At 67.7% G+C, this 25,205-nt stretch carries 21 protein-coding genes; 11 read left to right on the forward strand and 10 right to left on the reverse strand.

Annotation, left to right across the window (positions count from 1 at the left end; all coding sequences use genetic code 11):
- Nucleotides 1–29 precede the first annotated feature (29 nt).
- The 6 genes from A6W98_RS05465 to A6W98_RS05490 all read left to right on the forward strand — a co-directional run bounded on the left by A6W98_RS05465 (nucleotide 30) and on the right by A6W98_RS05490 (nucleotide 7,035).
- A complete protein-coding gene (locus tag A6W98_RS05465) occupies nucleotides 30–281 on the forward strand; it encodes a DUF4212 domain-containing protein (RefSeq protein WP_042458837.1) in 252 nt (83 codons plus the stop codon).
- Nucleotides 282–296: 15 nt separating this feature from the next.
- The gene (locus tag A6W98_RS05470; protein WP_042458840.1) at nucleotides 297–2,114 is read left to right on the forward strand and encodes a sodium:solute symporter family protein; all 1,818 of its coding nucleotides are present in this window, start codon (nucleotides 297–299) and stop codon (nucleotides 2,112–2,114) included.
- A 121-nt stretch (nucleotides 2,115–2,235) separates the two neighbouring features.
- Nucleotides 2,236–4,074 carry a DUF294 nucleotidyltransferase-like domain-containing protein gene (locus A6W98_RS05475; protein ID WP_042458843.1) on the forward strand — a complete coding sequence of 613 codons (1,839 nt, stop codon included), beginning with the start codon at nucleotides 2,236–2,238 and terminating at the stop codon, nucleotides 4,072–4,074.
- Nucleotides 4,075–4,077: 3 nt separating this feature from the next.
- Nucleotides 4,078–4,590, forward strand: a complete 513-nt coding sequence (locus A6W98_RS05480; RefSeq protein WP_042458846.1) for a hypothetical protein — start codon at nucleotides 4,078–4,080, stop codon at nucleotides 4,588–4,590.
- An 11-nt stretch (nucleotides 4,591–4,601) separates the two neighbouring features.
- Complete coding sequence (locus tag A6W98_RS05485) at nucleotides 4,602–4,985, forward strand: response regulator transcription factor (protein ID WP_042458849.1); 384 nt, start codon at nucleotides 4,602–4,604, stop codon at nucleotides 4,983–4,985.
- Nucleotides 4,978–7,035: an exonuclease domain-containing protein gene (locus A6W98_RS05490; RefSeq protein WP_042458852.1), complete on the forward strand. Its 2,058-nt coding sequence runs from the start codon at nucleotides 4,978–4,980 to the stop codon at nucleotides 7,033–7,035. The genes A6W98_RS05485 and A6W98_RS05490 overlap by 8 nt, the downstream gene beginning before the upstream one ends.
- On the opposite strand, the gene A6W98_RS05495 is transcribed toward A6W98_RS05490, so the two are convergent.
- From A6W98_RS05495 to A6W98_RS05510, 4 genes are all read right to left on the reverse strand, one after another.
- Nucleotides 7,029–8,273 (reverse strand): glycosyltransferase, encoded by a 1,245-nt coding sequence (locus A6W98_RS05495; protein WP_042458855.1) that lies wholly within the window; start codon nucleotides 8,271–8,273, stop codon nucleotides 7,029–7,031. The genes A6W98_RS05490 and A6W98_RS05495 overlap by 7 nt on opposite strands.
- A 15-nt stretch (nucleotides 8,274–8,288) precedes the next feature.
- A complete protein-coding gene (locus A6W98_RS05500; protein WP_042458857.1) occupies nucleotides 8,289–8,624 on the reverse strand; it encodes a hypothetical protein in 336 nt (111 codons plus the stop codon).
- A 184-nt stretch (nucleotides 8,625–8,808) separates the two neighbouring features.
- The gene (locus A6W98_RS21455; RefSeq protein WP_042458861.1) at nucleotides 8,809–9,243 is read right to left on the reverse strand and encodes a MarR family winged helix-turn-helix transcriptional regulator; all 435 of its coding nucleotides are present in this window, start codon (nucleotides 9,241–9,243) and stop codon (nucleotides 8,809–8,811) included.
- 440 nt (nucleotides 9,244–9,683) lie between these two features.
- Nucleotides 9,684–10,490: a cobalamin B12-binding domain-containing protein gene (locus tag A6W98_RS05510; RefSeq protein WP_042458864.1), complete on the reverse strand. Its 807-nt coding sequence runs from the start codon at nucleotides 10,488–10,490 to the stop codon at nucleotides 9,684–9,686.
- 263 nt (nucleotides 10,491–10,753) lie between these two features.
- On the opposite strand from A6W98_RS05510, the gene A6W98_RS05515 reads away from it, so the two are divergent.
- Complete coding sequence (locus A6W98_RS05515) at nucleotides 10,754–11,710, forward strand: DUF808 domain-containing protein (protein ID WP_042458867.1); 957 nt, start codon at nucleotides 10,754–10,756, stop codon at nucleotides 11,708–11,710.
- Nucleotides 11,711–11,758: 48 nt separating this feature from the next.
- Here the strand turns inward: A6W98_RS05515 and idi are convergent, their stop codons facing one another.
- The 6 genes from idi to A6W98_RS05545 form a co-directional block, all read right to left on the reverse strand.
- A complete protein-coding gene (gene idi / locus A6W98_RS05520) occupies nucleotides 11,759–12,289 on the reverse strand; it encodes an isopentenyl-diphosphate Delta-isomerase (protein ID WP_042458870.1) in 531 nt (176 codons plus the stop codon).
- Nucleotides 12,286–13,467, reverse strand: coding sequence for a geranylgeranyl diphosphate reductase (locus tag A6W98_RS05525; RefSeq protein ID WP_042458873.1), 1,182 nt, complete (start codon nucleotides 13,465–13,467; stop codon nucleotides 12,286–12,288). Before A6W98_RS05525 ends, idi begins: the two co-directional genes overlap by 4 nt.
- Before the next feature lie 6 nt (nucleotides 13,468–13,473).
- Complete coding sequence (locus A6W98_RS05530; protein ID WP_042458876.1) at nucleotides 13,474–14,763, reverse strand: BCD family MFS transporter; 1,290 nt, start codon at nucleotides 14,761–14,763, stop codon at nucleotides 13,474–13,476.
- On the reverse strand, nucleotides 14,763–15,668 hold the full coding sequence (gene chlG, locus A6W98_RS05535) for a chlorophyll synthase ChlG (RefSeq protein ID WP_042458879.1): 906 nt from the start codon (nucleotides 15,666–15,668) through the stop codon (nucleotides 14,763–14,765). The genes A6W98_RS05530 and chlG overlap by 1 nt, the downstream gene beginning before the upstream one ends.
- Nucleotides 15,669–15,731: 63 nt before the next feature.
- Complete coding sequence (gene ppsR / locus A6W98_RS05540; RefSeq protein WP_042458883.1) at nucleotides 15,732–17,156, reverse strand: transcriptional regulator PpsR; 1,425 nt, start codon at nucleotides 17,154–17,156, stop codon at nucleotides 15,732–15,734.
- Between the two features lie 34 nt (nucleotides 17,157–17,190).
- The gene (locus A6W98_RS05545; RefSeq protein ID WP_052677939.1) at nucleotides 17,191–18,006 is read right to left on the reverse strand and encodes a cobalamin B12-binding domain-containing protein; all 816 of its coding nucleotides are present in this window, start codon (nucleotides 18,004–18,006) and stop codon (nucleotides 17,191–17,193) included.
- Nucleotides 18,007–18,305: 299 nt separating this feature from the next.
- On the opposite strand from A6W98_RS05545, the gene bchF reads away from it, so the two are divergent.
- The 4 genes from bchF to A6W98_RS05565 are packed head-to-tail and all read left to right on the forward strand — an operon-like array spanning nucleotide 18,306 to nucleotide 25,198.
- Entirely contained in the window at nucleotides 18,306–18,803 is a 498-nt protein-coding gene (bchF, locus tag A6W98_RS05550; RefSeq protein WP_042458886.1) for a 2-vinyl bacteriochlorophyllide hydratase, read from the forward strand.
- Nucleotides 18,800–20,089, forward strand: coding sequence for a ferredoxin:protochlorophyllide reductase (ATP-dependent) subunit N (locus A6W98_RS05555; RefSeq protein ID WP_042458889.1), 1,290 nt, complete (start codon nucleotides 18,800–18,802; stop codon nucleotides 20,087–20,089). The genes bchF and A6W98_RS05555 overlap by 4 nt, the downstream gene beginning before the upstream one ends.
- Nucleotides 20,086–21,630 (forward strand): ferredoxin:protochlorophyllide reductase (ATP-dependent) subunit B, encoded by a 1,545-nt coding sequence (bchB, locus tag A6W98_RS05560; RefSeq protein WP_042458892.1) that lies wholly within the window; start codon nucleotides 20,086–20,088, stop codon nucleotides 21,628–21,630. The genes A6W98_RS05555 and bchB overlap by 4 nt, the downstream gene beginning before the upstream one ends.
- A complete protein-coding gene (locus A6W98_RS05565) occupies nucleotides 21,620–25,198 on the forward strand; it encodes a magnesium chelatase subunit H (RefSeq protein WP_042458895.1) in 3,579 nt (1,192 codons plus the stop codon). Before bchB ends, A6W98_RS05565 begins: the two co-directional genes overlap by 11 nt.
- Nucleotides 25,199–25,205 lie beyond the last annotated feature (7 nt).

Below are 25,205 nucleotides of genomic sequence, written 5' to 3' on the forward strand. Positions count from 1 at the left end.
CTTTGCAACCGACATACGGGAGGAACCAAATGTCCGGACAGGACTCTGCCTATTGGCGCGCGAATGTGCGCATCATCCTCGTCTGCCTGGTGATCTGGGCGGTCTCATCCTTCGGTCTGGGCATCGTGCTCAGGCCGGCGCTGGAAGGCATCATGATCGGCGGCGCCGATCTGGGCTTCTGGTTCGCCCAGCAGGGCTCGATCTACATCTTTCTCGTGCTGATCTTCGTCTATGCCTGGCTGATGAACGGGCTGGATCGCAAGCATGGCGTGGATGAGTAAGGGAGCCCGGACCAGATGGATCAATTTACCCTCAACCTCATTTTCGTCGGCCTCACCTTTGCCATCTATATCGGCATCGCGATCTGGGCCCGGGCGGGCTCGACCGCGGAATTCTATGCCGCGGGGCGCGGCGTTCACCCGGTTCTGAACGGGATGGCGACCGGCGCCGACTGGATGTCGGCGGCCTCGTTCATCTCGATGGCCGGGATCATCGCGCTGGCGCCTGCCGGCGGCTATACCCAGTCGGCCTTCCTGATGGGCTGGACCGGCGGCTATGTGCTGCTGGCGCTGCTGCTGGCGCCCTATCTGCGCAAGTTCGGCAAGTTCACCGTGCCGGAATTCATCGGCGACCGGTTCTATTCGGGCGGCGCGCGGCTGCTGGCGGTGATCTGCCTGATCGTGATCTCGATCACCTATGTCATCGGGCAGATGCGCGGCGTCGGCGTGACCTTCGGGCGCTTCCTCGAGGTCTCGACCGATACCGGGCTTTACATCGGCGCGGCCATCGTCTTCGCCTATGCCGTGTTCGGCGGCATGAAGGGCATCACCTATACCCAGGTGGCACAATATGTGGTGCTGATCATCGCCTATACCATCCCGGCGATCTTCATCTCGCTGGCGCTGACCGACTCCTTCCTGCCCCAGCTCGGGCTGATCGGCTCTTACGCGCCGGGCGGCGGCGACCAGGCCTTCCTTGCCAAGCTCGACGAGGTGGTCACCGAACTCGGCTTCACCGCCTATACCGCCGACACCCCGAACATGCTGAACATGTTCCTCTTCACCATGTCGCTGATGATCGGCACCGCGGGCCTGCCGCATGTCATCATCCGCTTCTTCACGGTGCCGAAAGTGGCCGATGCGCGCACCTCGGCGGGCTGGGCGCTGGTCTTCATCGCGCTGCTCTACACCGTGGCCCCGGCCGTCGGCTCGATGGCGCGGCTGAACCTGACCACCACGATGTGGCCCAATGCGGTCGCGGGCAATGCGCTGGACGGCGATGCGGTCAGCCTCGAGGCGATCCAGACCGATCCCCGGCTGAACTGGGTGAAGACCTGGGAACAGACCGGCCTGCTGCATATGGAAGACCTGAACGGCGACGGTCGGATCCAGTATTACAACGACAAGAACCCCGAGATGCAGGCACTGGCGGCCGAGCGTGGCTGGCAGGGCAACGAGGTCACCAAGATCGACAACGATATCATGGTGCTGGCCAATCCCGAGATCGCCGCGCTGCCCTCCTGGGTGATCGCGCTGGTGGCCGCGGGGGCGGTGGCGGCGGCGCTGTCGACCGCGGCGGGGCTGCTCCTGGCGATTTCCTCGGCGATCTCGCATGACCTGATCAAGGGGGCGATCAATCCGAAGATCTCGGAGAAGGGCGAATTGCTGGCGGCCCGGATCTCGATGACCGGCGCGATCCTGATCGCCACCTGGCTTGGTCTCAACCCGCCCGGCTTCGCCGCGCAGGTGGTGGCGCTGGCCTTCGGTCTGGCCGCGGCGACGATCTTCCCGGTGCTGATGATGGGGATCTTCTCCAAGCGCGTGAACAAGGAAGGCGCCATCGCGGGGATGCTTGTGGGGCTGGTCTTCACCGCCATCTACATCTTCCTCTACAAGGGCTGGTTCTTCATCCCCGGCACCGCCACCTTCGCGGATGTCCCCGAGAACTACCTGTTCGGCATCTCGCCGCTGTCGATCGGCGCGGTCGGCGCGATCCTCAACTTCGCGGTCGCCTTCGGGGTCTCCTCCGTGACCCGGACGCCGCCTCGCGAGGTGGTGGAGCTGGTCGAGAGCATCCGCGTGCCGCGCGGGGCCGGTGCCGCGACCGGACACTGACGGCAGAGGACGGGGGCGGGTTTCCGCCCCCGTTCGCCTCTCCCGACGACCCGTGTATTGACGGCGAGGGATTCCTTTTAGGTAGTTCGAACGACCCCGCTGCCCGCGCAGGAGCAGATCCATGTCCGATCCCGAGGCCGATATCCTGGCCAGCCTGACCCGCTATGCGCCCTTCGACATGGTGCCCGCGGCGGCGCTGGAGGTGCTGGGCGCCAGCCTGACCCGGATCGCGGCCGAGGCCGGGCGGACGCTGTCCTACGAGGGCGAGCGGCTCGAGGCGCTGCTGGTGATCGAGAGCGGCAGCGTCGAGATCGAGACCGACGGTTCGGGCCCGCTCGCCCTGCGCGGCCCCGGCGACGTGATCGGCGAACGCGGGCTGTTGCGGCTGGGGCGGGCGACGCTGACCGCGCGGGTGGCCGAGGATGCGGTGCTGATCCGCCTGCCGAAAGAGCGGTTCTACGATCTCATCGACGAGGTTCCGGCCTTTGCCGCCTGGTTCCAGCGCGCCTCTCCGGCGCGGCCTGCCGATAGCGGTGCCGATGCGGCGGGGCTGACCGCGCTGAAGGTCTCGGACCTGATGACCAAGGGGCCGGTCACCTGCCCGGTCGGGGCCGGGGTCCGCGACGTGGCGCGGCTGATGCGCGATAACGGGATCTCGTCGGTGATCCTGATGGAGGGCGAGATGCCCGCTGGCATCGTCACCGTGCGCGATCTGGCCAACAAGGTGCTGGCCGAGGGGCTGGACGGCACCACGCCGGTGGCCCGGGTGATGACCTCGGATCTCATCACCATCGCGCCCGATGCGCTGGGGCTGGATGCACTGATGCGGCTTGCCGATCACAATATCAGCCATCTGCCGGTGGCCGAGGGCGGGCGCATCGTCGGGCTGATCGGGCGCACCGATCTTTTCCGCCAGCAGGCGGCGACCGCCAGCCACATGATCGCCGATATCGTCGATGCGGGCAGCGCCGCCGAGATGGTCCGCGTCGTGGCGCAGGTGCCGAGCCTTCTGACCCAGCTTGTCAGCGCCGGGGCCGGGGCCAGCGCCATCACCCGGCGGATCACCGACATCACCGATGCCATCACGCGGCGCCTGTTGGTCCTGGCCGAGGCCGAGCTGGGCCCGCCGCCGGTGCCCTATCTGTGGCTGGCCTGCGGCAGCCAGGGCCGGCGCGAGCAGACCGGGCAAAGCGATCAGGACAATTGCCTGATCCTCGACGATGCGGTCGAACCGGGACATGACGCCTATTTCCAGGCGCTGGCGGCCTTCGTCTCGGACGGGCTGCATGCCTGCGGCTTCGTCTATTGCCCGGGCGACATGATGGCGACCAATCCGCGCTGGCGTCAGCCGCGCCGGGTCTGGCGCGCGTATTTCGCGGGCTGGATCGCCCAGCCCGACAATCAGGCCCAGATGCTGGCCTCGGTGATGTTCGATCTCAGGCCGATCCATGGCGAGACCGCGCTGTTTCGCGACCTGCAGGCCGAGACCCTGGCGATGGCCCGCAGGAATTCGATTTTCGTCGCGCATATGGTGTCGAACTCGCTGAAACACACGCCGCCGCTGGGGCTTCTGCGCGGCTTTGCCCTGATCCGCTCGGGCGAGCACAAGGACATGGTCGATCTGAAGCTGTCCGGCGTGGTGCCGGTGGTCGATCTGGGCCGGGTCTATGCGCTGCGGGGCGAGCTGATGGCGGTCAATACCCGCGAGCGGCTCGAGGCGGCGCGCGAGGTCGGCGTGATCTCGAAGGCGGGCGCGCATGACCTGATCGACGCCTATGACTTCATTGCCGAGACCCGGCTTCGCCATCAGGCGGCGCAGATCCGGGCGGGCGAGAGGCCCGACAATTTCATGCCGCCCGCGCAGCTGTCCGAACTGGAACGCAACCACCTGCGCGACGCGTTCATGGTGATCAAGACAATGCAGTCCTCGGCCGGGCAGGGCCGGGGCGTGATGGGGTAGGCCATGTATATCGAACTGATCGCGATCATCGTTGCCGGGATCGGCGCGGGCGGGCTGGTGCTGGTGGTGAACCGGCTGACCGGCCGCCGCCTGCCGCGCTTTGCGGTGCCGCTGGCGGCGGCGGTGGCGATGTTCGCCTATGCGCTCTGGTCCGAATACACCTGGGGCGCGCGCACCGTGGCCAGCCTGCCCGAGGGCGTGGTCGAGGTCACCCATGTCGATCAGGCCATCCCCTGGAAGCCCTGGACGCTGCTGGCGCCGGTCACCACGCGGGTGATGGCCGCCAATCGGATCGGGGTGCAGTCGCGGCCCGACGCGCCCGAGGTCCGGCTGGTCGAGCTGTACCTGCTGGCGCGCTGGCATTCCGCGCGCACGGTCATGGTGCTGATCGACTGCGCCGCGCCCGCCCGGGCCGATGCGACCGACGCGGCGCTGACCGATCCGTCCGTGGCCGATTGGCAGCCGCTCGGACCCGCCGATCCGCTGCTGCGTGCGGTCTGCGTGCCGCCGGAGTAAGGAGCGGGGGCATGGGCGAAAAGTCGGTTCTGCTGGTCGAGGACGAGGATGGCATCGCGCTGGCGCTGGAATTCCTGATCTCGCGGCAGGGCTACGACACCCGCCGCGTCACCGATGGCGATGCCGCGCTGAGGGCGATGGAGGAGGACCGCCCCGATCTGGTGGTGCTCGACGTGATGCTGCCCGAGCGGTCGGGCTACGAGGTCTGCCAGATCATGCGGCAGGATGAGGGCCTGAAACATGTTAAGGTCCTGATGATGACAGCGCGCGGTGGAGAGGTCGAGCGGCGCAAGGGGCTGGCACTGGGGGCCGATGCGTTCCTGACGAAACCCTTCGCGACCGCGGATCTGACGGCCCAGATCCGCGCGTTGCTGGGGGGAGACATGGATGCATGAGCGATTGGGGCTGAGACTTCGGTTTGCGCTGTTCTTCGCGGCGCTGGCTCTGGGCGGCATGGCGGTGCTGGTGCTGGGCCTGTGGTTCGGCCATGCCCGCGCGGGCGGTCCGCTCGACGGCTATGTGATCGCGGGCATGGTGGCAGGCTGCGGGCTGCTGGGGCTTGCGGCCTGGATCGGGCTGTTGTTCGACGCGAATGTCGCCCGGCCGATCCAGGCGCTGGCCGCCGATCTGCAGACCCGGGCCGGGGTCGATGTCGCGGCCGATATCGACGAGGCGCCCGCGCGCTATCTGGGCGCGCTCGCGCCCGCCGCCAATGCGATCCACGACGCACTGGCCGCCACCCGTGACGCCCAGGCCCGCGCCGTGGCCGAGCGCACTGCCGCGCTGAACCGCGAGAAGGCGATCTTCGAGGCGTTGTTGCGCGATCTTGCCGAGGGCGTGGTGGTGGCCACGCCCGATCACCGGATCATGCTGTATAACCGCGCCGCGCTCGGGCTGCTGGGCGATCTGGGGCTCGACCGGCCGCTGACCGCCGTTCTCCGGCCCGAGCCGCTGACCCATGCGCTCGACCGGATGGGCGCGCGGGCCGCCCGTGGCGAGGCCGAGGCGGAACGCTTCCTGGCCGCCACCGCCAGCGGCGAGCGTTTCCTGATGGCGCGGGTCAGCCCGGTCGCGGTCGCGGGCCGGCGCGCGGGCTATGTGCTGATCTTCCATGACGCGACCGAGGATCTCGAGGCGCATGCCGAGCTCGACCACCTGTTCAACACCATGCTCGAGGGGATAAGGCGGCCGACCGCCGCCATCGGGGCGCTGTTCGATGCCATCGAAGCCGATCCCGACATGGGCGACGAGATGCGGTCGGCCTTCTTCGCCCGGCTTCGCGGCGAACAGGCGATGCTGGTCGACCGGATGAACCAGGTCGCCGACCGCTACGGCACCGCCACCACCCGGCGCTGGCCGATGCCTGCCGTCGCCTCCGACGACATCTTCGATGCGCTGACCGCGCGGCTGCCCGGCGATCTGCGTTTCGAGGGCGCGCGCCAGTTCGTCCGCTGCGACGGTTTCGCGATTTCCGAGCTGTTGGCCCGGGTGATCGAGGGGCTGCGCGGCGATGACCGGCGCGACGGTTTCGTCCTGCGGGCGGTGCCCGAGGGTCCCGAGGTCTGTCTTGAACTGCATTGGCGCGGCCCGCCTGTCAGCGACGGGCAGATCGACCGCTGGCTTTCGGCGCCGCTCTCGGCGGGCTATGGCGAATATCTCGGCCGCGACGCGCTGGAAGGCCATGGCACCGAGCTTTGGGCCGAGCCGACCGAGACCGGCCACCGTCTGCTGCTGCCGCTGGCCGCCGCCGCCGCGCCGCTGCTGACGCCGGCCGATCCGCGTCCGGAGTTCTATGACTTCTCTTTGCCGCCGCCCGCTGCGGGCGCGCTGGCCGACCGGCCTCTCGGCGACCTGAGCTTCGTCGTCTTCGACACCGAGACCACCGGGCTCGCGCCGCGCCAGGGCGACGAGATCGTGCAGATCGCCGGGGTGCGCATCGTCAATGGCCGCATCCTGCGCGGCGAGGTCTTCGACACCCTGGTCAATCCGGGGCGGCATATTCCGGCGGCCTCGACCGCGGTCCATGGCATCGATGACGCGACTGTGCGCGGCAGTCCGGACGTGATCGCGGCGGGGCGACGGTTTCATGCCTTCTGCGAGGGCGCGGTGCTGGTCGCCCATAACGCCGCCTTCGACATGACCTTCCTGAAGATGAAGGAAGACCGGCTGGGGCTTCGCTTCGACCATCCCGTGCTGTGCACCGTGCTGCTTTCGGCCGCGCTTTACCCGCATGCCGAGGATCACACCCTCGACGCGCTGGCCTGCCGCTTCGGGGTGCGGCTCGAGGCCGAGCATCGCCATACCGCGCTGGGCGATGCGATGGCGACGGCCGAGGTGTTCCGGCAGATGCTGGGGATGCTGCAGGTGTCGGGGGTGCGGACGCTGGGCGAAGCGGTGGCGCGGTCCAACGAGATGCATGGCATCCGCCGCGCCCAGAGTTACTGACCGGGCAGGCCCCGTCCTTCGATCACCGCCCGGAAGAAGGCCTCGCGCCTGGGATGGAGCACGCTCTGGGCGTAATGCGCGGCGGCATGATCGCGGGCGCGCCCGCCCATGGCGCGCGATGCGGCGGGCTCGGCCAGAACGGCGGCGATGCCGCGGGCGATCTCGCCCGGGGTCTCGAAATCGACGAAGCGGGCGGCGTCGGGCGGCACCGCCTCGCGCACCGGTGCGGTATCCGACACCACCAGGGGGCAGGCGGCGGCCATCGCGTCGAGCAGCGACCAGGACAGCACGAAGGGCCGGGTCAGGTAGACATGCGCGTCCGAGCGCCGCAGGAGCGCCCGGTAGCGTTGGGGTGGAAGCCGTCCGGTGAAATGCAGCCGCGCCATGTCGAAATCATGCGCGGCCAGGGCGCGGGCCTTCCAGCTTTCGCCCTCGGGCAGGCGCCCGCCATAATGCACCGAATCCTCGCCCGCCACGACCGCATGGATCCGGGCATCCTCGGCCTGCAGCTTGGCCAGATCGGCCATGAACTGGGGAAAGCCGCGCATCGGCTCCATCCCCCGCGTGGCATAGGTGACCAGAGGCGCGGTCTCGGGCAGGCCGTCCAGCGTGAAGGGCGGCATGTCGGGGGGCGGATGGACCAGCGCGTCGATGTCGACCCCGTCATGGATCACGGTCGCGCGCGCCGCGAGCCAGTCGGGCAGCTGGTCGCGCTGGAACGCCGTCGGGACCAGGATCGCATCCGCCCCCTGCAGGTCCAGCAGGAAGGGCAGGTTGCGGCAAAGCGCGGCGGCATGGCGGTCCTCGGCCGACTCGCCGGTTTCCGAGGCCATGTCGACCGGCGGGTAATTGTACCACCATTCAATATAGGGCACGAAGCGGGCTTCGGGCCAGACCGCCCGTGCGAAGCTGCCCGAGCCCCAGCCCGAATGCGCGACCACCAGATCGGGGGCAAAGCCCTGTCGGCGCAGCCGGATCGCCGCCCGGGCCAGGCCCTGCCCGTTCAGAACCGCGCGTTCTGTTCCGTGCAGGTAGCGATGCGTGGCCGGGGCGACATCGCGGTGGCGGGCATAGCCCATCACCCGAAGCCCGGTTTCGGGAAGGCGCACCAGCCGGTCGCGGGGAAAGGCTTCGGCGGCGGTGGCGAAGACCACCTCCCAGCCGCGCGCGGCCATATAGCCGGCGATGCCGCCGAACTGGGCCGGGAAATTCTCATGCGCGAAAAGGACGGATGGCATCGGATCAAGCTTCGGTCAGCGCTGCGGCAAAGTCCAGCGCGTCCGGGCGTTGCCGATCATCGGGGTCGGCCTTGGCAGGCTTCGCGCGGCGACTGGCCTGCCCGGGAAAGGATGGAGCGCCGCAGCGAAATCGACGGGGTCCATGCGCTGGATTGCCCTGCCGATCCGGTTTTCCGGAAACCGCGGCCCGGGCAGGCCCTCGTGGGCCTTCGGTCCCTGACCCGGATGGCGGGCCGGCTGGCCCTGACGCCGCTTGTGTCCCTTCTTTGGCGGCCTCCGGTTCCGGCCGCGCAGGGCGATGCGGATCGCCGCTGTGTCCATGCCGAGCGGGAGGGCGGCTTCCGGCGTCATTTCTCGTCTGCGTCCGGGCCGATGCGGGTCCTGCCCGAAGGGCCCTGCCGCCCGGGCGGGGCTGTGGCCGAGCTTTCGCAGTTCGGAGCCCGGGGGCGCTGCTCCTGCCCCTGGCCGACGGCAGATGCGGCCAGAGCCTCGGGACGCCGGCATCCTCGCCGAGCGTTGCGACCTTCGGCGGTTCTCAGGATGCGAGCTCGATCGCGATCGAGCGCAATGCGCGCTTGATCGCGTTGCGATCCGCATCGGGAAGCGTGCTGAGCAGAAGGGCGATCTTGCGGATCGGGTCGAGTTCCAGCGCGCTCCGGCCCGCGTCGGTCAGCGAGATGATCGCGCTGCGGGCGTCTCGCGGATGGCAGCGCTGGCGCACCAGACCGCGGTCGCGCATGGTTCTGACCGCCCGGCTGACCGGCGCATGCGTCAGCCCGAGAAAGCTCGTGATCAGGGTCAGCGTGCAGCGGTCTTCGGCAAAGCCGTCGAGATAGCGCAGGATCGACCATTGCAGCGGCTGGATCTCGCTGGAGTTCCTCGTGTCATAGGCCCCGCGCACGATCCGCTCCATCAGAACGGCCGCAGCGAGGTCGCTTCTGGCGAAGGCTTCCAGCTGTCCTCCGGTCATGTCGGTTCCGGCTGATGGCGACGAATCCCGCGACGTTTCCATCCCGCTTTCAAACTGACGATATTCCTGTTGCTGATCCGGAACGCTGCCCGGCAGGGAGGGGTTCGTCAATATGCCAGGTCGGACAGCGGCCAGTGACGCAGCGCTGTTTTGGCCGCGCGGCGGGCATCGAGGGCCGCATGCGGTTGTTCGCGGCGCCTTGCTTTCAGGGCAGGCGAGGCGGCGGCCGGTCTCGTCGCGGATCGCTTCGGAGATGTTCGTGGTCCGACGTCTGCGCTTGTCCGGGGGCGGCTCCGGCATGTCCCTGCTGTGGGGCCTGCGCCCTTGGACCCCTTGCCCGACCGTCGGAGACCGGACCGGAAGTGGCCGGCTTCAGGGCGTTGCGCCTGCCCTTGGTGCCCGGATGATAGGGCGGCCGCGGGGACGCTGGCGGCGGTTATTCAGGCGAGGCTGTCGAGCAGCAGCCGGTCGGCGGCCTCGAACGCGCTGGGCAGATCGGCGGCGCGGTCATCGACCGGGATCTGGCGGGCCACTTCGGGACTGGTCGACAGGATCGTGCCGCAGAGCAGCACCCGGAGCCGGGGCAGCGCGGTCCGGAGGTCTGCCAGCAACTGCATCAGCGGCGGCGCCGAGCGGCGGCTGGAGACGGACAGGCCCAGCAGCGGCACCTGGGACCGGGTGAGATCGGCGAGCAGGCGGTCGGGCGGCTCGGACAGCGACAGATCGATTTCCCAGCCCCGTTCACGGAAGGCATCGGCAGCCACGATCACGCCGAATGTGTGGGTCTCGGTCTCGGGCGTGGCGAAGATCGCGCGCCGTACCGGGTCGGGCCGGCGGGGACCGGCCTCGGCCCTGAGCAGTCGCAACAGCCGCTGCAGGCGGCCGACCGCCTGACCGACCTCGATGAAGCTGACCTCGTCGCTTTCCCAGCGCCGTCCCATCAGCCGCGCGGCCTCGGGCAGCAGGCCCTCGGCGATCCAGGTCTTGTCGCGCCCCCGGGCCAGATGGTCGTCGACGATCCGGCGCGCCTGCTCGAGGCTGCCGGTCGCGAGGGCGGTGCACAGCGCCTCGATCTCGGCGGGGGCGGGCGGCTCGGGCAGGGGCGCGCGTCGGCCGGGCAGGCGGGCGACGCGCATCAGCGCCTCTTGCGCGACGCGGCGCAGGTTGGCTTCGGGCAGGGGGCGGGAGATCACGTCGCCGATCGGCACGGGAAAGGCTTCGGCCGGCTGGCGCTGGTCGGAGTCCATTGTCTTCTCCCTGATCGTCCCGGTTCGTGATCTGAGCAGATCGCGTCGCGGTTTTTGTTAGACTTTGTTCAAGTCAACGGCAATGGAGGCGGTTGCGTCAACGCGAAACTTTGCCACTACGGGTAGTTGGCGGTTCCGGGCCGCGCGCGCCCGGTCCCGGGAGGATGCGGGGCGCAGATTGTCGCCCGGCCTTTGCCGCGACGCGGCGGCGCGCTAGTCTTGCGTCGCACGTGCAAGGACAAGAGACGGGGCAGGCAGAGGCAATGAGCGGGTTACTGGCACTGCTCGACGATGTGGCGGCGATTGCCAAGGTGGCCTCCGCATCGGTCGATGACGTCGTGGGGCAGGCGGTGAAGGCCTCGTCCAAGGCCGCGGGGGCGGTGATCGACGATGCGGCGGTGACGCCGAAATACCTTCGCGGGTTCAGTCCGGCGCGGGAATTGCCCATCGTCTGGAGCATCGCCCGCGGGTCGCTGTTCAACAAGCTGGTGATCCTGCTTCCGCTGGCCCTGCTGCTGTCGCAATTCGCGCCCTGGGCGATTGCGCCCCTGTTGATGCTGGGCGGCTGCTACCTGTGCTTCGAGGGGGTCGAGAAGGTGCTTCATGCGCTGGCCCCACAAGAGCCCCATGCAAAGGCCGGGGCCGACAAGCCGCTCTCGGCGACGCGTCTCGAAGAGGCCAAGGTCAAGGGCGCGATCAAGACCGACTTCATCCTGTCGGCCGAGATCATGACCATCATCCTGGCGGCGATGCCCGATCACCTGACGCTGTGGATGGAGGCCGGGGCTATGGCGCTGGCGGGGGCGCTGATCACCCTTGCTGTCTATGGCGCGGTCGGGCTGATCGTGAAGGCCGACGATATCGGGCTGGCGATGGCCGAGAAGGGACGTCTGGCCGCGACCCGCAGCCTGGGCGTGGGCATCGTGCGGGCGATGCCGAAGGTGATGACGCTGTTGCTGGTGGTGGGCACGGCGGCGATGATCTGGGTCGGCGGCTCGATCCTGGTCCATGGCGCGCATCAGCTGGGCTGGCACCTGCCGCAGGAGATGATCCACCATGTCGCCGTTGCCGCGGCGTCCGTCCTGTCCCTTGGCGGGGCCGTCGAATGGACGGTGACGGCGGCGCTGGACGGCGCGGTCGGGATTGTCGTCGGGCTGGTGCTGGTCCCCGTCATCCAGCATGCGATCCTGCCGGCGGCGGGGTTCCTCCGCAAGGAATAGGCCATAAGGGACAGGCGCGGGCCGGGTTGTCCCGGTCCGCGCGGCAGGTCAGGCCGAGGCCAGTGCGCCGAAGATCGCGGCGCTGTGCTTTTCCAGGTAGATCCGCAGCCAAGGCGTATAGACGCCCTCGGTCTCGCGGGTCTCGCGCGCCAGATCGTCCAGCGCGATCCAGCGGGCGTCCATCACCTCTTCGGGGTTCAGGTCCCATTTCAGGTCCGGCCCCGCCGCGGCGATGAAGATGTCGACCACCTCATGCTCGATCAGCCCGTTGCCGACCTCGGCGCGGTATTCGACCTGCTCGCGGAATTCGAGCGTCAGCCCGGTGATCCCCAGCTCTTCGGCCAGCCGCCGGTTTGCGCAGGTCTTCGAATCCTCGTCCCAGCGCGGATGGGTGCAGCAGGTATTCGCCCAGAAGCCGGGCGTGTGATACTTGCCAAGCGCCCGGCGCTGGATCAGCACCCGGTCGCCATCCATCACGAAGACCGAGATCGCCTTGTGGCGGAGGCCCTTTTGATGGGCCTCCAGTTTCTCCACCGGCGTCAGTTCACCGTTTACCCAGGCCGGGATCATTTCACTCATGTGTATTGCGGCGATACGAGCCCGGTCAGGTGGGCGACATTCTTGATCCCGATCTTGATATGGGCAAGCGGGCGTTTCCTGGTCAGCTTCTTGTTCATGTAGGATTCGAAGGTCAGCGTCTGCACATCGACATCGTGGCAGAGCGACACGAAGCGTTCGCGCCGCTCGTCGCTGTGGTAATAGGCGTCCTGCATCGCCTGCAGCGCCTTGTAGGTGTTCTTGTGGTCCTTCATGAACATCTGCCGGGCAAGCTTCAGATCCGAGGCCCGGCCCGAGGCCAGAGCCGCCGAGACCGCCGCCGCGCCCACGCGCCCGCCATACATCGCGTAGTAGATGCCCTCGCCCGAGCTGGGCGCCACGGTGCCCGCGGCATCGCCGACGACGACCACGTCGCGGCCATTGTCCCATTTGTCCATCGGACGTAGCGGGATCGGCGCGCCTTCCTTGCGGATCGTCTCGGCCTGGTCGAGGCCCGCCATCGCGCGCAGATCGGCGGTCGCCTGCTTGAGGTCGAAGCCGTCGACGCCGGTGCCCATGCCGACCGAGCAGGTATGCCCGTGCGGGAACACCCAGCCGTAGAAATCGGGGCTGATCCGGCCGTCATAGATCACGTCGCAGCGGTTGGGCTTGTAGTTGCCGACCGCCATCGGGGCGTCGATGATCTCGTGATAGGCGATCACATAGGGGATCTTGTCGCCGCCGGGCACCTCGGCGCGGGCGACGTCAGACCGCGCCCCGTCGGCGCCGATGATGAATTTCGTCTGCAGCCGGACCTCTTCCTTCGACTGCTTGTCGCGGAAGACGAGGAAGGTCTTTTCCTCCTCGCGCTCGACCCGGACGAAGGTGCCGGTAAAGCGGGTGGCGCCGGCGCGTTCGGCGCGGGCGCGCAGGAACGGGTCGAAATCCTTGCGGTCGACCATGCCGACGAAGCCGTTCTCGATCGGGATGTCGACGAAGCGGCCCGAGGGCGAGATCATCCGCGCGGTGTCGATCTTGGCCACCAGCTGTTCGTCGGCAATGTTGAAATCGCGCATCAGCCGCGGCGGGATCGCGCCGCCGCAGGGCTTGATGCGGCCCTCGCGGTCCAGAAGCGCGACTTTCTTGCCCGAACGGGCCAGGTCCTCGGCGGCCGTGGCCCCGGCGGGGCCGCCTCCGACGACAACAACGTCATAGATCATCTTGTCTTACTCCCCTGGCACAAGACCTGAATTTTCCGTTGTGGGTCGATGTCCATCCATGATCCTCAGGGCCATTGCAGCAGCCAGCAGGAAGAGGATCGCTTCGGTCAGGAACACCACGCCAAAAGCGGGTGCGTCGTCCATGATCTGGCGCAAACCGTCGGCGGCTCCGGCACCGACAAGGCCGCCGAAGCCCGCGGCGATGGCCTGCGCCGCGCCCCAGAGCCCCATCCGCGTGCCTTCGCGCGCGTCGCGGCCTTCGCCCGCCAGCGCCATCATCGCGCCGATGGCGGCGACGGTGAAGATGCCGTTGAAGAAGCCCATCGTCACGACCGCCGGCGTCAGCGGCAGATGCGGGCCGAAATGCCCGAGCGCGGCGATGCTGGCCAGCGCCGCGGCCGAGCCGAGACAGCCGAGGATCACCCAGCTGCGCAAGGCCCAGATCCGCAGGACCGAGCTTCCGATGCCGACCACGACCATGCCGAGGAAGACGCCGCCATGCTGCGCCCCCGAAAGCGAGGTCGACTGGCCGGGCGTGAAGTCGAAGACGAGGCCCGAGAACGGCTCGAGGATCAGTTCCTGCATGAAATAGGCGACCATGGACAGGAATACGAACAGCGTGAAGATGCGGGCGCGCGGCTCGGCCCAGACCTCGCCGATACCCTTCCAGAACGGCATCTCGTCGGGCTCGCGATGGGCGACCACGCGCTTTTCGATGCCCCAGACCGCCAGCGTGGTCAGAACGACAGCGCCCAGCGTGACCACGGTCACGATTTCCAGCAGGAGCGCAGGCGTATAGGGGTCGAGGAAGGCGCCGACCGTGCCGGCGGTGATGCCGATGCCCGCGATCATCATCAGCCAAGTGATGGTGGCGGCGGCCGCGCGGCGCTCGGGCGCGGTGGCGGTGGCCAAAAGCGCCAGCAGTGAGGTGCCGCAGGCCGCGACGCCGATGCCGATCAGCGCATAGGCCAGGATCGACAGCATCAGCCCCGCGCCGTAATGGTCTTCCATCACCACGACGCCGGTGGCGGCCAGATAGCCGCCCAGCGCCAGGATGATCATGCCCAGAATGATGAAGCGGGTGCGCTGGCCGCGGGTGTCCGACAGGAAGCCCCAGCTGGGCCGGGTGATCTGGATCGCGTAATGCAGCGCCACCAGCAGCCCCGGCAGCACCGCCGGAAGCGCCAGCTCGACCACCATCAGCCGGTTCAGGGTGGAGGAGGTCAGCACCACCACCGCGCCCAGGCACATCTGCACGAGGCCCAGCCGGACGATCTGAAGCCAGCTCAGCGTCATCACGCGCCCCCGAGCGAACGGATCGCGAAGGCCGAGATCATCATGCCGGACACATAGAGGACGACGCCGACGCCGTTATACCAGGGCGCCTTGCCCTTGGGGTCCTTCATCATCACCGACATCGCCCAGAACTGCACCAGCAGCACGGCGGTCACGCCCGCGGCGTGGAACGGCCGGTCCCAGAGCGCCAAGAGGCCGATCACCACCGCCTGCGGCACCGCCATCACCACCGAGGCGACCCAGGCGGCCTTTTCCGGCCCCATGGTGACGGGCAGCGAGTTCACGCCCATCTGGCGGTCGCCTTCCAGCGCCTTGAAATCGTTCAGGGTCATGATCCCGTGCGCGCCGATCCCGTAAAGCAGCGCGATCACGACGACATAGACCGAGGGCGCGCCCGCCGACAGCACCGCCGCACCGGTGAACCACGGAAGCGATTCATAGGAGATGCCGACCAGCCCCGGCCCCCACCAGCCCGATTTCTTCAGCCGCACGGGCTCGGCCGAATAGGCCCAGGCCGAGGCGACGCCGAGGATGGTGGCGCCAAAGCCCCAGGGGCCGAGCTGCCAGCCGATCACCAGCGCCAGAAGCGACATCGCGCAGGCGATGTAGAAGCCCCAGCGCCCCGGGATGCGCCCCGAGGGGATCGGGCGATAGGGCTCGTTGATCGCGTCGACATGCCGGTCGCACCAGTCATTCGCCGCCTGGCTCATGCCGCAGACGACGGGGCCCGCCAGCACGATGCCCAGCAGCACGAGGCCCGGCTTCGACAGCGGCGACACCCCCGAGGACACGGTTCCGCAGAGATAGGCCCACATCGGGGGAAACCAGGTGATCGGCTTGATCAGCGTCACCATGGCGGCGGGTTCCGGCAGGCGCCGGTTCGGCATGTTGGAAATGTCGGTCATGTCGTCTTGCAGGCTCTCCTGGCCCGGCGCAGCGGGCACGTCTTCCTTCCCCCGGGGGCGGCGTCAGTGATCGCCCCCGTCTCTGTTCAACAGCCCGTATTTCCGGAGCTTCACGTAAAGGCTCTGCCGCGAGAGCCCCAGCATCTCGGCCGCCGCGACACGGTTGTTCCGCGTCAACTCGACGGCGGTCTCGATGCACATCTTCTCGACCACGTCGGTGGTCTCGGCGACGATGTCCTTGAGGTTGGCCGAGCCGACAAGCTCCATCACCGAGCGCATCGCGTCATCCGAGACGGCGACGCCGGGCTTGCGCACGCTTTCCATGCGGCTGGCATCGCGGATCACGAAGACGATGCAGGGGCTGGCCTGGTCCTTGAGATAGGTGGCCGAGATCTCGACCGAGACCTGGGTGCCGTATTCGCCTGACAGCTTGGTGGCGAACATGCGCATCTGACCGCTGCGGGTGGCGTTTTCCACCAGCACCCTCAGATCGACGCTGCCGCGCACCAGATAATCGCCCAGCGACCGGCCCTTGACCGCCCCCGCATGGGGCGCGTCGGCCAGCCCGAGGAAGCTGTCATTGGCCGCGAGGATCACGCCCTGCGGATCGGTGAAGACCAGCGCGTCGACGCCCTGGCGGTAGAAGGCCAGCAGCGTCCCGCCCATCTCGCCGCCATTCGGCTCGCGCGCCTCGGCGGGATCGAGCCGGCACAGGATCAGCGGTTCGCCCGCGGCGCGGAAGGCGACCGGATGCAGCTTGATCCGGACCCGGCTGCGGCGGGTCTCCAGCGCGATCGGATGCGCCTCGGGCGACATCGTCGCCCGGGTCAGCGCCTCGAGGAACTCGGCGCGGCGCCGGCCTTCGAATTCCTGGGCGAAGGCATTGCCGATCAGCTCGGCCCGCTCGACATCCAGCAGATCGCAGGCCACGGGATTGGCATCGACCACCCGGCCCGACTTGGTGCCGATGAAGACGAAGGCGTCGCGGGTCGCTTCGGTGAGAACGCGGTAGCGGGTGTCATATTCGCGCTGGGTCTCGTAGTCGCGCTCGAGCGCCATCTGCGCCTCGATAAGCTGCATCTGCATCTCGGCGATGGGGCGCAGGTCGCGGCCCAGCATCAGAAGCGTGCCGCCGTCGGGCCCGATGGCATGGAAGGAATAGCGCACCGGAAAGGACCAGCCCGCGCCATCGGCATGGTTCAGTTCGACCGCCCCCGAGATGTCGCGATCCTGCGCGAACAGCTCCAGCCGCGCCTCGAGCTTGGGGCGGCTGTCCGGGGTCAGCACGTCGCGGATGTCGCGGCCTTCCCAGTGATCGATCCGGCCATGGGCGTGATGGTCCTTGTTGACCACCACCGACAGGATCCGCCCCTCGGGCGAGATCACGATCGCGAGGTCGCAGGCCGTGGCGATGATCTCGCCCAGCATTTCCGGCGCGATCAGGGGAATCGCGCCGCTGTTCCAGTATTTGGTGCCCCTTGACGTCACGCGCCCATATACGGCCGGTCCGGCCGCCTCCCAGTCACTGGTCTTTTCCTGTCCGCGCGGCGCCCGGCGCCTGCAGAGCCCCGATTCGGCAGAGGCGCAACGCCTCATGTGCATCCGTCGTCACCGCATCCGCGCCGGTCAGGGCGCAGATATCCTCGGCCCCGTCGGCGACCCGGCCGCCGATCACGACAGGGACCCCGTCGCCCAGAACCCGGCGCAGGGCCGCGACAAGCCGACGCGCAGAATCCAGCTTTTGACGACAGGATACCGAAATCGCAACCAGATCGAACTGCCGTGGCATGGCCTTTTGCAGAATTTCCTCTTCGGTCTGGCCGAGCGCGAGGCAGACCGAGGCGCCCATCCGGCGCATCTGGTTGGCGGCGGTCATGCCGCCGAGCGTGTGATATTCGTCATGCGGCACGATCATCATCACATTGGGCGCATCGGAGGCGGCCAGCATGTCGGCGGCATTGGCCGCGCCCAGCTCGCGCAGCATCGCCTGCAGCCGGGCCGCGCCGATGGTGACATCGGCAAAGCTGAGATCGTCGCGGACCCAGCGCTCGCCCAGTTCGCGGGCGGCGGCGGGGATATAGCCGTCGATGATGGCGGTGGGGGGGATGCCGCGGCGCCGGAGCGTGGCCAGCGCCCGGGTTCCGATCGAGCGGTCGCCGCCCAGCACGTCGGCGCAGAACTCGGTCAGCAGCACGGGGTCGAGCGACGCGCTCCCGCTGCCCGAGCGATGCGCCAGCGCCGAGAGCACCTGGGCCGCAAGGGTCTCGACATCGCCCTGCTGGGCTGTCTGCGGGCCCGCCTGCGCGCGCGATGCTATCGACTTCTGAGGCTCAGCCATGATACGGCCTCCGGCCAGCGCGGTCCCGGCGGATTCGAGCAGACCGCGGCGCGGCGGGTCTCGGGGACTGTCCAGCGTTGTCAAAGCCGATTGACACTTGTTTGCCCTCATGGCGGGAGGAATCAAGGCGGCGCAAATAAGGCCCCTGAAATATATAGACTTTTTGGGTCCGCACCAAGCCTTTTGCGTTCCTCGGATCAAGAACAGTGTAAACGGAGAGAGTGTAAATTACAATTGACACTTTCGGCGTCGCAGGTCTAACTTGAGGCCCAAGCCACCGTCTGTCAGGGAGTCGGAGGATGCCGGAACACGTGGGAACCGCCGCCAGGGCGGTCCAGCTCTATACGCCGGAAGAACGTCGCCGTCGCGACGAAACGAAATGGACCCTCGTGCAGGGCGTTCTTGCGCCTTTGCAGTTCCTGGTCTTCCTGGTCTCACTGGTGCTCGTGCTGAGATACCTTGTGACCGGCGCCGGATACGAGGCCGCCACGATCTCGATCGTGGTCAAGACTTTCGTGCTTTACACCATCATGGTCACCGGGGCGATCTGGGAAAAGGTCGTTTTCGGCAAGTACCTGTTCGCGCCCGCCTTCTTCTGGGAGGACGTGTTCTCGATGGCGGTGATCTCGCTGCACACGCTCTATCTCTGGGCGACGCTGAGCGGGACGGTCGGGCCGATCGGGCAGATGCTGATCGCGCTGACAGCCTATGCCGCCTATGTGGTCAATGCCGGTCAGTTCCTCTGGAAGCTGCGCATGGCCCGGTTGCAGGGCGACGCCGCGGAGGGCGCGGCATGACCGGTTTCGTTCCCGCCCCGCCGGCCGCCGGATGCCGCAATGCGCCGGTCCTTAAGGAACGCGGCCAGCGCGAGGTGTTCTGCGGTCTCACCGGCATCATCTGGCTGCACCGCAAGATGCAGGACGCCTTCTTCCTTGTCGTCGGCTCGCGCACCTGTGCGCATCTGCTGCAATCGGCGGCAGGGGTGATGATCTTCGCCGAGCCGCGCTTCGGCACTGCCATCCTCGAGGAAAAGGATCTGGCGGGGCTGGCCGACGCCAATGCCGAACTCGACCGCGAGGTCGACCGGCTGCTGGCGCGGCGTCCCGATATCAAGCAGCTTTTCCTGGTGGGCTCCTGCCCCTCCGAGGTGATCAAGCTCGACCTGCACCGCGCGGCCGAGCGGCTGACCGAACGCCATGCGCCGCATGTGCGGGTGATGAACTATTCCGGCTCGGGCATCGAGACGACCTTCACCGAGGGTGAGGATGCCTGTCTCGCGACCATGGTGCCGACCCTGCCCGCAACCGAGGAGCGCCAACTGCTGATGGTCGGCGCGCTGCCCGATGTGGTCGAGGATCAGGCGCTGGGCCTGCTCGAGGCGATGGGCGTCAAACCCGTCCGCTGCCTGCCGGCCCATCGCGCCTCCGAAACCCCCGGTGTGGGGCCGAACACGGTCGTGGCCCTGACCCAGCCCTTCCTGAACGAAACCGCCGCCCATCTGGAACGGCGCGGCGCGCGCATCCTGTCGGCCCCCTTCCCCTTCGGCGAAGAGGGCACCACCGCCTGGCTCTGGGCCGTGGCGCAGGAATTCGGCGTGTCGCCGGAGGTTTTCGAGAGAGTCACCGAGGCGCCCCGCGCCCGGGCGCGAAAGGCCGTTGCCGCCGCCGCCGAGACCTTGCGCGGCAAGTCGATCTTCTTCTTCCCCGACAGCCAGCTGGAAATTCCGCTGGCGCGGTTTCTGACCCGCGAATGCGGCATGACCGCGGTCGAGGTGGGCGCGCCCTTCATCAACAAGCAGATCGTCGGTCCCGATCTCGATCTTCTGGCCGAGGGCCCGGTGATCGCGGAAGGGCAGGATGTCGATCTGCAGCTCGACCGCTGCCGGGCCGCCCGGCCCGACCTGACGGTCTGCGGCCTCGGTCTGGCAAACCCGCTCGAGGCCGAGGGCCTGTCGACGAAATGGGCCATCGAGCTCGTCTTCACCCCGGTTCATTTCTATGAACAGGCCGGCGATCTGGCCGGTCTCTTTGCCCGCCCGGTGCGCCGTCGCGCCATTCTGGCCGGGCTGGAGGGTGCGGCATGAAGCTGACCGTCTGGACCTATGAAGGCCCGCCCCATGTCGGCGCGATGCGGGTCGCGACCGCGATGAAGGGGCTGCATTACGTGCTGCACGCGCCGCAGGGCGACACCTATGCCGACCTGCTGTTCACCATGATCGAGCGGCGCAACCACCGCCCGCCGGTCAGCTACACCACCTTCCAGGCGCGCGATCTGGGGGCGGATACCGCGAACCTGTTCAAGACCGCGCTGCATGACGCCTTCGACCGGTTCCATCCGCAGGCGATGATCGTGGGCTCGTCCTGCACCGCCGAACTGATCCAGGACGACCCCGAGGGCATGGCCGCGACGCTGGATCTGGGCATTCCGGTGATCCCGCTGGAGCTGCCGAGCTATCAGCGCAAGGAGAATTTCGGCTCGGACGAGACCTTCTACCAGATCGTCAAGACCATCGCCCGGCCGATGGAGCGCACGGCGCATGTCTCGGCCAACCTGATCGGGCCGGTGGGGCTGGGCTTCCGCCATCGCGACGATATCGCCGAGGTGACGGCGCTGCTGGAGGAAATGGGCATTTCGGTCAATGTGGTCGCGCCCATGGATGCCACGCCCGCCGATATCGCCCGGATGGGGGCCGCGCATTTCAACGTGCTGATGTATCCCGAGCATGCCGAGACCGCGGCGCGCTGGATGGAAAAGACCCTCGGCCAGCCCTTCACGAAGACGGTGCCGATCGGCGTCGGCGCGACCCGCGATTTCATCGCCGAGGTGGCGCAGATCGCGGGCGTCGCGCCCAGGGCGGATGACGGCCGGCTCAGGATGCCTTGGTATTCGCAATCGGTCGATTCGACCTACCTGACCGGCAAGCGCGTCTTCCTGTTCGGGGATGCCACCCATGTGAAGGCCATGGCCCGCGTCGCGCGCGACGAGATGGGCTTCGATGTGGTCGGGCTCGGCTGCTACAACCGCGAATTCGCGCGCGACATCCGCAAGCTCGCCAGGGAGTTCGGGGTCGAGGCGCTGATCAGCGACGATTACCTCGAGGTGGAACAGACCATCGAGGCGCTGGCCCCCGAGATGATCCTGGGCACCCAGATGGAACGCCATATCGGCAAGCGGCTGGGCATTCCCTGCGCGGTGATCTCGGCGCCGGTCCATGTCCAGGACTTCCCCGCCCGCTACAGCCCGCAGATGGGCTGGGAGGGCGCCAATGTCATCTTCGACACGCTGGTGCATCCGCTGGTGATGGGGCTGGAAGAGCACCTGTTGCACATGTTCCGCGAGGATTTCGAGTTCCACGACGATGCCGGTGCCTCGCATCATGGCGGCGCGGCCAAGGCCCGGGCCGTCGAGGCCGAGCCGGATACCGATCAGGAAGCGGCCGCCGCGGCGGCCCCGGCCGAGGGCGAGATCGTGTGGCTGAGCGCGGCCGAGAAGGAACTGAAGAAGATCCCGTTCTTTGTTCGCGGCAAGGCCAAACGCAATACCGAGAAATTCGCGCTCGAGAAGGGCGTGCACGAGATCAGTGTCGAAACCTTGTACGAGGCGAAGGCCCATTATGCGCGATGAACGTCATTACCCAGGGTATCGAGTAGTCATCGTCACTCTGGATTCGCATTCGGCCGGTCCCTGCGAGCGGGTGACCGAGCGTCTTGCCGAAGATTTTCCCGGGCTCCGGGTGACGGTTCATGCCGCCGCGACCTGGTCGGAAAACCCCGGCGCGCTGGTCCGGGCCAAGGACGATGTCATGAATGCCGACATCATCCTGGTGAACCTCTTGTTCATCGAGGAGCATGTCCACGCGATCCTGCCCGAGCTGCGGGCCCGGCGCGACGATTGCGACGCGATGATCGGCATCATCGCCGACAAGCAGATCGTGCAGCTGACCCGGATGGGCGATCTCGACATGTCCAAGCCCGCCTCGGGGCCGATGAAGCTTCTGAAGAAGCTGCGCGGCAATGTCCGGGACGACAATGGCCAGGTCAAGACCGGCGGCGAGAAGCAGATGGCCATGCTGCGCCGCCTGCCCAAGATGTTGAAGTATCTGCCGGGCAAGGCGCAGGATCTGCGCGCCTGGTTCCTGGTCATGCAATATTGGCTGGGCGGCTCCGACGACAATGTCGAGCAGATGGTGCGGTTCCTGATCTCGCGCTATGCCAAGGACGCCTCCTGGCGCGGCGGCGCGTCCGAGGCGCCGATCGAATATCCCGAGACCGGGCTCTACCATCCCGACATCCCGAATCGCATCACCACCGACATCGACGATCTGCCGCGCCCCGAGGCGCCGGTGGCGACAGTCGGCATCCTTCTGATGCGCTCCTACATCCTCGCCTCGGATACCGCCCATTACGACGCGGTGATCCACGCGCTCGAGGACCGCGGCATCCGGGTGATCGCGGCCTTTGCCGGCGGGCTCGATGCCCGGCCCGCCATCGCCGCCTATTTCACCGGCGAGGAAAGCGTGCATATCGACACGCTGGTCTCGCTGACCGGGTTCAGCCTGATCGGCGGTCCGGCCTATAATGACAGCGCCGCGGCGGTCGAGGTGCTGAGCGGGCTCGACGTGCCCTACATGGCTGCCCATCCGCTGGAATTCCAGACGCTGGGACAGTGGAGCGACTCCTCGGGCGGGCTCGGTCCGGTCGAGACCACCATGCTGATCGCGCTGCCGGAACTGGACGGGGCGATCTCGCCCACCGTCTTCGGCGGCCGCCACGGCGCCCAGGGCTGCAAGGGCTGCCCGAAGGATTGCTCCTACAAGGGCGAATCCAAGCAGATGTCGGCCTGTTCGGAACGGGTCGCGATGCTGGCCGCGCGGGTCGAGCGGCTGGCCCGGCTGCGCCGCTCGGAAACCGAAAGCCGCAAGGTCGGCATCATCCTCTTCGGCTTCCCGCCGAATGCCGGCGCGATCGGCACGGCGGCCTATCTGTCGGTCTTCGAGAGCCTCTTCAACACGCTGCACCGGATGAAGGCCGAGGGCTACGACACCGGCGAGCTGCCCGCCAATGTCGACGAGTTGCGCGCCGCCATTCTCGAGGGCAATGCCAAGACCTATGGCCAGGAAGGCAATGTGGCCACCCATGTGCCGGCTGACGATCTGGTCCGCGGCACGCCCTGGCTGGCCGAAATCGAATCCGTCTGGGGCCCGGCCCCGGGCAAGATCCGCTCGGACGGGCGGGGCGTCTTCGTGCTGGGCCGCGAATTCGGCAATGTCTTCGTGGGCGTCCAGCCGACCTTCGGCTACGAGGGCGACCCGATGCGGCTTCTGTTCGAGAGGGGCTTCGCCCCGACCCATGCCTTCAGCGCCTTCTATCTGTGGCTGAAGAACACCTTCCGCGCCGATGTGCTGTTGCATTTCGGCATGCATGGCGCGCTTGAATTCATGCCGGGCAAGCAGGCGGGCATGGGCTTCCGCGACTGGCCCGACCGGCTGATCGGCGACATGCCGAACGTCTATCTCTATGCCTCGAACAACCCTTCCGAGGCGACGCTGGCCAAGCGCCGCTCGAACGCGGTGACGGTCACCCACCTGACGCCGCCGCTTGCGGCCTCGGGGCTTTACAAGGGGTTGCAGGAACTGAAGGACAGCCTGACCCGCTGGCGCCAGACCGAGCCCGGCTCGCCCGAGCAGGCCGATCTGGAAGAGCTGATCGCGGCCCAGGCCGATGCCGTCGACATGACCGGCACGCCGCCCGAGAAGCTGTGGCTGAAGCTTCTGGAAACCGAGGACGCGCTGATCCCCGACGGGCTGCATGTGGTCGGCCGCACGGTGACGCCCGAGGAGCGGACCGAGCATCTGCGGGTGATGACCGATACCGATGACGAGACCCGCGAGAAGGTCGATTTCTGGCTGCAGCAGGACAGCGAGCTGCCCGCGATCATGCGCGCGCTGGGCGGGCGCTATATCAAGCCGGTTCCGGGGGGCGATCTGATCCGCTCGGCCGACGTGCTGCCGACGGGGCGCAACATCCACGCCTTCGACCCGTTCCGGATGCCGACCCAGTTCGCCATGCAGGAAGGGGCGAAACAGGCGCAGAAGCTGCTCGATACCCATGCAAGCCTGCCGCGGTCCGTGGCGATGGTGCTGTGGGGGTCGGACAACATCAAGTCGGATGGCGGCCCCATCGCCCAGGCCATGGCGCTGATGGGGACGAAGCCGCGCTTTGACAATTACGGCCGTCTGGCGGGCGCCGACCTGGTGCCGCTGGAGGAACTCGGCCGGCCGCGGATCGACGTGGTGATGACCCTGTCGGGCATCTTCCGCGACCTGCTGCCGTTGCAGACCCGGATGCTGGCCGAGGCCGCCTGGAAGGCCGCCACCGCCGATGAGCCGGTCGAGCAGAACTTCATCCGGGCCCATTCGCTGGCCCATGCCGAGAAGATGGGCGTCGACATGGAAACCGCGGCACTTCGGGTCTTCTCGAATGCCGAGGGCGCCTACGGGTCCAACGTCAACGGGCTGGTCGACAGCGGCGCCTGGGGCGACGAGGACGAACTGGCCGATGCCTACGAGGCGCGCAAGAGCTTTGCCTATGGCCGCGACGGCAAGTCCAAGGCCAATGCGGCCCTGCTGCAGCAGACGCTGAAGGATGTCGACGTTACCTATCAGAACCTCGAAAGCGTCGAGCTGGGGGTGACCACGGTCGATCACTATTTCGACACGCTGGGGGGCATCTCGCGGGCCGTGAAGCGGGCGCGCGGCGGCAGCGATGCCGCGGTCTATATCGGCGATCAGACCCGGGGCGAGGGCAAGGTGCGCACGCTTCAGGATCAGGTCGCGCTCGAGACCCGGTCGCGCAGCCTCAACCCGAAATGGTTCGAAGGCATGCTCAAGCACGGGCATGAAGGCGTGCGCCAGATCGAGGCGCAGGTCACCAACACCCTGGGATGGTCGGCGACAACCGGCCAGGTGGAGCCTTGGGTGTATCAACGGCTGTCGGAAACCTTCGTCCTCGACGAAGACATGAGAAAACGGCTGGCCAGCCTCAACCCTGCGGCATCGGCCCGGATGGCGAACCGCCTTCTGGAAGCCAATGACCGCAATTACTGGCAACCCGACGCCGAAACTCTTGCCGCGCTTCAGGCGGCGGCCGACGAACTGGAAGACCGGCTCGAAGGCATAGTGGCGGCGGAATAAGCCGCGA

It is taken from the genome of Rhodovulum sulfidophilum DSM 1374 (assembly GCF_001633165.1).
Lineage (GTDB): Bacteria > Pseudomonadota > Alphaproteobacteria > Rhodobacterales > Rhodobacteraceae > Rhodovulum > Rhodovulum sulfidophilum.

Coding starts and splice junctions, on each gene's coding strand:
- chlG (WP_042458879.1), bottom strand. CDS start 15,668: ATGACCGACATTTCCAACATGCCGAACCGGCGCCTGCCGGAACCCGCC.
- A6W98_RS05555 (WP_042458889.1), top strand. CDS start 18,800: ATGACCGGTTTCGTTCCCGCCCCGCCGGCCGCCGGATGCCGCAATGCG.
- A6W98_RS05500 (WP_042458857.1), bottom strand. CDS start 8,624: ATGACGCCGGAAGCCGCCCTCCCGCTCGGCATGGACACAGCGGCGATC.
- A6W98_RS05565 (WP_042458895.1), top strand. CDS start 21,620: ATGCGCGATGAACGTCATTACCCAGGGTATCGAGTAGTCATCGTCACT.
- A6W98_RS05515 (WP_042458867.1), top strand. CDS start 10,754: ATGAGCGGGTTACTGGCACTGCTCGACGATGTGGCGGCGATTGCCAAG.
- A6W98_RS05530 (WP_042458876.1), bottom strand. CDS start 14,763: ATGACGCTGAGCTGGCTTCAGATCGTCCGGCTGGGCCTCGTGCAGATG.
- A6W98_RS05470 (WP_042458840.1), top strand. CDS start 297: ATGGATCAATTTACCCTCAACCTCATTTTCGTCGGCCTCACCTTTGCC.
- bchF (WP_042458886.1), top strand. CDS start 18,306: ATGCCGGAACACGTGGGAACCGCCGCCAGGGCGGTCCAGCTCTATACG.
- idi (WP_042458870.1), bottom strand. CDS start 12,289: ATGAGTGAAATGATCCCGGCCTGGGTAAACGGTGAACTGACGCCGGTG.
- A6W98_RS05495 (WP_042458855.1), bottom strand. CDS start 8,273: ATGCCATCCGTCCTTTTCGCGCATGAGAATTTCCCGGCCCAGTTCGGC.
- A6W98_RS05510 (WP_042458864.1), bottom strand. CDS start 10,490: ATGGACTCCGACCAGCGCCAGCCGGCCGAAGCCTTTCCCGTGCCGATC.
- A6W98_RS21455 (WP_042458861.1), bottom strand. CDS start 9,243: ATGACCGGAGGACAGCTGGAAGCCTTCGCCAGAAGCGACCTCGCTGCG.
- A6W98_RS05465 (WP_042458837.1), top strand. CDS start 30: ATGTCCGGACAGGACTCTGCCTATTGGCGCGCGAATGTGCGCATCATC.
- A6W98_RS05480 (WP_042458846.1), top strand. CDS start 4,078: ATGTATATCGAACTGATCGCGATCATCGTTGCCGGGATCGGCGCGGGC.
- bchB (WP_042458892.1), top strand. CDS start 20,086: ATGAAGCTGACCGTCTGGACCTATGAAGGCCCGCCCCATGTCGGCGCG.
- A6W98_RS05475 (WP_042458843.1), top strand. CDS start 2,236: ATGTCCGATCCCGAGGCCGATATCCTGGCCAGCCTGACCCGCTATGCG.
- A6W98_RS05485 (WP_042458849.1), top strand. CDS start 4,602: ATGGGCGAAAAGTCGGTTCTGCTGGTCGAGGACGAGGATGGCATCGCG.
- A6W98_RS05490 (WP_042458852.1), top strand. CDS start 4,978: ATGCATGAGCGATTGGGGCTGAGACTTCGGTTTGCGCTGTTCTTCGCG.
- A6W98_RS05525 (WP_042458873.1), bottom strand. CDS start 13,467: ATGATCTATGACGTTGTTGTCGTCGGAGGCGGCCCCGCCGGGGCCACG.
- A6W98_RS05545 (WP_052677939.1), bottom strand. CDS start 18,006: ATGGCTGAGCCTCAGAAGTCGATAGCATCGCGCGCGCAGGCGGGCCCG.